Source organism: Dendronalium phyllosphericum CENA369 (genome assembly GCF_016056275.1).
Taxonomy (GTDB): Bacteria; Cyanobacteriota; Cyanobacteriia; order Cyanobacteriales; family Nostocaceae; genus Dendronalium; species Dendronalium phyllosphericum.
The window spans coordinates 1-7,002 of record NZ_JAECZA010000138.1; the positions used below are offsets into that span (position 1 = coordinate 1).

Sequence of the window (7,002 nt, forward strand, 5' to 3'; positions counted from 1 at the left end):
GAGCGTTAGGGCGAATAAATGGTGTAAGTTTGAGAGAACATTTAGCAACCAAAAATCAGAAACTAGATACATTAGGGAAATAATTTATGGTAAAAAGAGAGCCATAAGTTACTGGGAAATAACTACCGACCCAGAAACCATGCCAGAGAATTCTACTTCTTTCGTAATGACAAATCTTCAAGGGAACCTGAAGAAGATTTTAGGTGATCTGTATGGATTAAGAACTTGGGTAGAATATGGTTTTCGGCAATGTAAACAGGAACTAGGCTGGACAGATTATCGGTTCACAAATTTTCAATATATTGAGAGATGGTGGGAAATTATTTTTTGTGTTTAGACAATGATTAGTTTAAACTCTCCAGCCTTTTTAAGCTTAAATAAATCTCGTAAAATTGAGGTTGAGAGACAAGAGACTAGTAATGTCGATTTTTCTAATCATCAACAATGGAATCATGAATGTGGATGGAAGAATGTTTTAAATAATCTGCGTCTTATTGTTCAACCACTATTACTATTTTGGTTGATTTATCCCTGGCTAGATATTTTCCCTAATTCACAGTTGTTACTGGGATTCAATCATTTAATTGCTGCCATGAATCAATTTAAACCTTGTTATGTTTCTGGATGATTTCATTTATTTACTACTTGCTTATTACGGAAAGTGACAGAAGAGGGGTATTAATAAAGCAGATATCTATTTGGTGTATTACACCAGTGCTTTATCCGCTCAACAAATTTCACCAAGTCTTGAGATAGTAGAATTGCCAGATAGCTTAAAAGTCCAAGCTGACTATGGTTTGACAGTACTCAAGGGTGCAAGTCCTGAAGGTTCACAATTAGCTAATTACATCCTTTCACCAACAGGGCAACAAATACTGGCAAAGTATGGATTTGGTAGTCCGAGGTTTATTCCCGAATCTCAAGGAGTTAGTGGAATTTTACTTGCTTTTTGTGTAGCTTTTGCCTTGCGCAAAAAGTTAGCTAACACTCTAGTGGGCGATGAGCGGCAATTATGCAAGAGGACGAGTAAACAAAACTTGATACATAAATAACCGCGATTGCGCCAGCCCTGAGTTGTTAATTCGGTGGCGCGATCGCATTGCACAAGATTATCTTCTAATCTTGGCAATAAGATTAGCTATTAGGAACTAGGCAAGTCACTCTCCGGTGGGATGTTATCGATGCTGAGTACCCACGGTATCCCTTTATCAACTGGAGAACTGACAGTAATTTTAGCTGTGTTTGTAAACTGTTTTAACTTGTCAGCAAAATGGGGAATAGCTTTCATAATATTGCGATAACTTTCCATATTGTGGCAAATCACGATCAATGTCAGGATGCCGCTATTGATTTGGAAATACCAATGGCAACTACATAATAAGATACGTGTTATTTTGTCGCACGCTAAGAAAAAGCTTTTTTTAGTTGCTTCTTCAAGTTGCCTGAACAGTATTTCACTCGCCCTTGTTGTTTGTTCTGAAGGTAAATCATCTGGAGGTAGACATGATTGATTCATAGAATTTTGACAAGCTTCAAAAATCAGGAAGCTGTGATTAAGATTAATATTGCCGATTCTTTGCACAAATATTGCAGAGAGATTCGGTTTTCATAGTTAGCATTATTGTTCTTGCGTGACAACCCAAAGCAAATCTAACCATAAGTGTGGATAAGCTGACTTAAGATTTGATAGAGGATCGCGCACCAAATTATTAGCATTTAAACAAACAACCTCAACTAATCCCACATATTCTGCTACTTCTCTAAGTAGGTTTTTTTCTGCTACTATCGCATTAATCAGTCGGTCAGGGCAATAAATTCCAATGTATCTTGCATGACGGATACATGTTTTGATATTCGCTGTTATTAAGTAAGGTTTAGGATTAATCACCTTCACATAACACTGGCGTAGTAATTCCCATACCCGTGGGTGAGTATGCTCGATAATTACACTAAATTGTTGGGCTAAGTCTTGTTCGGTAATCATTATTCTCTCCATTTCTGTAGGGCAAACAACTATAATGACTCCCAAGAGTTGCACACCTTGGTAAATACCTAATTGTGCAATAGATGTCTGCATCTGACTCTAAGTAAAAACGGTATTTTAGTGAGGGCAAAATTTACCTCACATAGCTATCATTGGTTGGTGGTATATTTTTCAAGGCTTGTATAACTCGCCTATCAAGCATCAAAGCCCAAATCAATTTCTAAAACTGTATTGAGGGTTAATTTTTACCAACCTAGTTGGTAAAAATTGAATATCAGATAAATCTTTTGTGATTGATGATTGGGGAGTTTTGAGTCATAACCAGCAGCCAAAAAATAATCTTCAGCAAAAAAAATTGCGATTCGCAAGGAAAATAGCAAAAAGTGTGATATTATTTGAATAGAGGGAATCAAAACAGCGAAAGCACACTCATGTAGTTAGAGCAAAAAAAATGATATAGACTACTAAATCATGCTTTCGCCTTGGCAAGCGTCATTTAATCCGCTACGGCTTTTAGGAACCCACAGTAGCTCAAGCCAATGAAGCAGGATAACGATCTCCGTAATAACTTGAAGTCAATTAGAATCCGTCTAGGCATGAGCCAACAAGATTTGGCCAATCTAGCTGGAGTTACCCGCCAGACTATTAGTGGTGTAGAGTCGGGACAATACGCTCCTTCAGTGACCATAACACTTCGTTTAGCGAAGGCCCTTGGCTGTCAAGTAGAGGATCTATTCTGGTTAGAGCGGGATTTACCCGAAATTGAAGCAGTGCTTGCCAAACCTGTTCCTGCTGGTCAGCAGACGCGAGTCAGTGTAGCTCGTGTGGGAGGGCAATGGGTAGCTTATCCCTTAATTGGCAAGGATGCATTTCGCCAAGATATGATTCCCGCTGATGGTGAAGCAGTTGCGGTGGTGAGGCAGTCCGATTTTGGGGGTTCCCACGCCACTTCCTTCAACGGGGGGAACCCCCGCAACGGAGTGGCTCCCCATGAGGAACTGCCGAAAGGGTTCCCCGGCATAAGCAAACTGGTGTTAGCGTCAGCGGTAGCGAGGAACGAGCGTCACCCGGAGGGTCAGCGACAAACAGATACAGATAAAGTTCGAGTTCGGCTCTTGGACGATAATCTAGACACACTTCACAACACCGTTGTGATTGCTGGCTGTGCGCCTGTGATTTCTCTGTGGGCGAGGGCCACCGAACGTTGGCATCCCCAACTGCGAGTGCAATTTAACTTTGCCAACAGCATGTCTGCATTGCACAGTCTATGCCGAGGTGAAGCGCACATTGCTGGGGTGCATATGTATGACCCCCAAACTGATGAGTATAATACTCCTTTTGTTCGAGATGTTCTGGGTGGGAGGGAAGCAGTTCTGATTAGCCTTGGTGTTTGGGAGGAGGGACTTTTGGTTAAGTCTGGCAACCCAATGTCAATCAAAACAGTAACTGATTTAGTGGAACGGGGAGCTACTATAGTCAACCGCGAAATCGGTGCTGGTACTCGTTTACTTTTGGAACAAAAGCTCGAAAAAGAGCAAATACCGTTTCATGCTGTCCAAGGTTTTGACCATATTGTTACAAGTCACCAAGATGTTGCCCAAGCAGTGGCATTAGGAATAGCTGATACAGGTATCAGCACGGCATCTGTAGCTACTGCCTTTGGGTTAGAATTTATTCCCTTACATCAATCAAGATACGACTTAGTGATTCTCAAGGAATATTTGGAAGAAGCCCCAGTACAGCAGTTGCTTAGTACTTTGGGACATCGAATGGTTCACTCACAATTTGAAATTCTCGGTGGCTACGATATCAGCAAAATCGGGGAAGTTGTAGCGACAGTTTAGAGTGGATTGCAGTTATGGTTGGTTGTGTGGTTTAGGGAAGAATGCGTAAATTTTAATTCCTGCTGCAACCACTCTGAAGAAACAGTGTGCTCGTGCGCTCGTGCTGAGTGAGGAGTAAAAACACAGAGTATTTTGTTTCTTTGATTCATAGCGGGTGGCGTGCCGCTCGTCGGTTACTCTTAGGTATAGAAAGGTACGGTGACGCATCAAAAAAAACCGTACATCTAAAGCAGTGTTGTCATTAGTCAGAACTAATGACAATCAGAGATTTCACAACAAATCGTATGTACTCAATACTAGATAGTTTTGTGGGAGAGCGATCGCCCCCAGTATGTATTACACATACCTTCAACGACGTTCTACATAAGATCACACCTGTAACTTGACAGTGTGAACGCAAAAGCGAATCAAAAGACCCACCAAACAAACAATTGCAGGAGACAAAACATCATGTCTGATAACAAAATTAGACAAATAGCTTTCTACGGTAAAGGTGGTATTGGTAAATCTACCACCTCCCAAAATACCCTTGCCGCGATGGCAGAAGTCGGTCAACGCATTTTGATTGTTGGCTGCGACCCCAAAGCTGACTCGACCCGTTTGATTCTGCACACGAAAGCTCAAACCACCGTGCTGCACTTAGCTGCGGAACGAGGTGCTGTCGAAGACCTAGAACTTGATGAAGTGGTACTTGAAGGCTTTCGAGGTATTAGATGCGTAGAATCTGGTGGTCCAGAACCTGGTGTTGGCTGCGCTGGTCGCGGGATCATCACCGCCATCAACTTCCTCGAAGAAAACGGCGCTTACAGTGGCGTAGATTTCGTATCTTACGACGTATTGGGTGACGTTGTCTGTGGTGGTTTTGCTATGCCTATTCGTGAAGGTAAAGCCCAAGAAATTTACATTGTTACCTCTGGGGAAATGATGGCGATGTTTGCTGCTAACAACATCGCTCGTGGCGTACTTAAATACGCTCACACTGGTGGCGTGCGCTTGGGCGGTCTAATTTGTAATAGCCGCAAAACTGACCGGGAAGATGAATTAATTAGCACGCTAGCATCTCGATTAAGCACTCAGATGATTCACTTCGTTCCCCGTGACAACATCGTGCAACACGCGGAATTACGCCGGATGACAGTTAACGAGTATGCACCTGATAGCAATCAAGCTCATGAATATCGGACATTAGCAGACAAGATTATCAACAATACAAATCTTGCCATTCCCACACCCATTGAGATGGATGAGCTAGAAGATTTGTTGATTGAGTTCGGTATTCTTGAAAGCGAAGAAAATGCTGCAAAAATGATTGCCGCAGCAGATGCCCAAGAAGAAGCTGCCAAAAAGCAAGAAGATGCGGAGGGTGAAGCACTAGAAGCACTCAAAAAAGGCAACGTCGAAATCGTTGCTGGTAGCTAAAGGAGGACGGCAGTTGCTTCACTTGGGGAGACCCCAAGACCGCACTGCCTCCAGAAGACAGGAGGTAAGAATTATTCTCTTTGTCCTCCTTGTCCTGCCATATCAATGACTTTTGTAACAGGTTTATTTTTTGTTTTCTCCTTCTCTTGATTGGTTGGCCATTTTTTCGGGAATGGGAAATTCTCTTTCTCATTCCCTTTTATTTCATGCTTGAAACACACAATAAAAATTCAAAATTAAAAACTGCGGAAATTTAAAACCCTGGTTTCCACATAAGTTTTCCAGATAAGGATCTTAAATCCTTTAGTTAACTCCTTCTACCTATTCTCATCAAATAAATGAACCCTACACCTAGAAAAATTAACGATTCGCTCAGTGAATCAAATGGTGACAATGAGCAACACAAGCAAAAGAAAAAAAAATCCTCCACACAATTACCCCAACCTGGAACCGCTCAAGGAAGTTGTGCTTTTGATAGTGCAATGATTACCCTTGTACCAATTACTGATGCTGCTCATGTAGTCCACGGGCCGAGTGGTTGTGCTGCAAGTATTTGGGGAAATTACAGCAGTCTTTCTTCTAGTTCGATGCTGTACAAGATGCGTTTTACCACTGACATAGATGAAAGTGATATTATCTTCGGTGGAGCTAAAAAGCTATATAAAGGCATTTTAGAATTACAAAGACGCTACAAACCTGCTGCGGTATTTGTTTACTCTACCTGCATCACTGCTTTAATTGGTGATGATATAGAAGGAATTTGTAAAGATGCTACCGAGAAAACAGGAATACCGACAATTCCTGTGCATTGTCCTGGATTTATTGGTAGCCAAAGTCTGGGAAACCGCGTTGCTGGTGAAGCGTTACTAGAACATGTTATTGGTACAGCCCAACCAGAGATGACAACAGCTTATGATATTAATTTGATTGGTGAATATAACATTGCAGGTGCAATATGGAATTTTCTACCGTTGTTAGAGAAATTAGGTATTCGAGTTTTATCAAAAATTACAGGTGATGTTCTCTATAAAGAAGTTTGCTATGCTCATCATGCCAAGCTCAACGTTATACTTGACTCAAAAACGTTAATCAATGTAGCAAAAAAGATGGAAAAAGTCTATGGTATTCCCTTTATTGAAGAGTCTATTTATGGTGGAGAGCAAATTAATCACTGCTTAAGAAGTATTGCTGCAAATTTAGAAAATTCTGATTTAGGAGAACGTACTGAAAAGCTAATTGCAGAAGAATCTAATGCTTTAGAAGAAAAACTCACTCTTTATCGTCTCCGATTGCAAGGTAAGCGCATTGTCCTTTCTGTTAAAAATTTCAAAAGTTGGTTAATTATCTTTGCATCTCAAAAATTAGAGATGAAAGTTATAGCTATCTGTACTCAGAATAATACTGAGTCAGAATTAGCTAGAATCAAAAGCTTGCTAGGTCAAGATGGCATAGTTTTAGAATCTGAAAGTCCTGAAGAAATCCTACAGGTAATTAACAATAATCAAGCTGATATTTTAATTACTGAGAGTCGGTATCTAGACACTGCTCTCACAGCCAAAATTCCCTTCCTAGATATTAATAAGAAACGCAACCATGCTTATGCAGGCTATACAGGAATATTAGAGATGGCACAAGAATTGTATGCCACTTTTTCCAATCCTGTGTGGGAGCAAGTACGCCAGTCTGTGCCGTGGGAAGTAGGAAGGGCAGGGGAGGCAGAGGGAGCAGGGGGAGCAGGGGGAGCAGGGGGAGGAT

6 protein-coding genes and 1 pseudogene are annotated in these 7,002 nt (G+C 41.2%); 5 read left to right on the top strand and 2 right to left on the bottom strand.

The window, feature by feature from the left end; all coding sequences use genetic code 11:
• Positions 1 to 628, top strand: a pseudogene (locus I8752_RS20790) (IS701 family transposase); the annotation flags it as partial.
• Between the two features lie 64 nt (positions 629 to 692).
• On the top strand, positions 693 to 1,052 hold the full coding sequence (locus I8752_RS20795) for a substrate-binding domain-containing protein (protein WP_318780875.1): 360 nt from the start codon (positions 693 to 695) through the stop codon (positions 1,050 to 1,052).
• A gap of 89 nt (positions 1,053 to 1,141) precedes the next feature.
• Here I8752_RS20795 and I8752_RS20800 read toward each other — a convergent pair whose 3' ends face one another.
• Positions 1,142 to 1,516 carry a hypothetical protein gene (locus I8752_RS20800; protein WP_214434194.1) on the bottom strand — a complete coding sequence of 125 codons (375 nt, stop codon included), beginning with the start codon at positions 1,514 to 1,516 and terminating at the stop codon, positions 1,142 to 1,144.
• 102 nt (positions 1,517 to 1,618) lie between these two features.
• On the bottom strand, positions 1,619 to 2,077 hold the full coding sequence (locus I8752_RS20805; protein ID WP_225895797.1) for a hypothetical protein: 459 nt from the start codon (positions 2,075 to 2,077) through the stop codon (positions 1,619 to 1,621).
• A 446-nt stretch (positions 2,078 to 2,523) separates the two neighbouring features.
• On the opposite strand from I8752_RS20805, the gene I8752_RS37510 reads away from it, so the two are divergent.
• The 3 genes from I8752_RS37510 to nifE form a co-directional block, all read left to right on the top strand.
• A complete protein-coding gene (locus I8752_RS37510) occupies positions 2,524 to 3,828 on the top strand; it encodes a substrate-binding domain-containing protein (protein WP_225895798.1) in 1,305 nt (434 codons plus the stop codon).
• A gap of 450 nt (positions 3,829 to 4,278) precedes the next feature.
• Positions 4,279 to 5,247, top strand: coding sequence for a nitrogenase iron protein (gene nifH, locus I8752_RS20820; RefSeq protein ID WP_214434195.1), 969 nt, complete (start codon positions 4,279 to 4,281; stop codon positions 5,245 to 5,247).
• Between the two features lie 338 nt (positions 5,248 to 5,585).
• Positions 5,586 to 7,002 (top strand): nitrogenase iron-molybdenum cofactor biosynthesis protein NifE (gene nifE / locus I8752_RS20825; protein ID WP_214434196.1); only part of this gene is annotated, 1,417 nt, incomplete at its 3' end.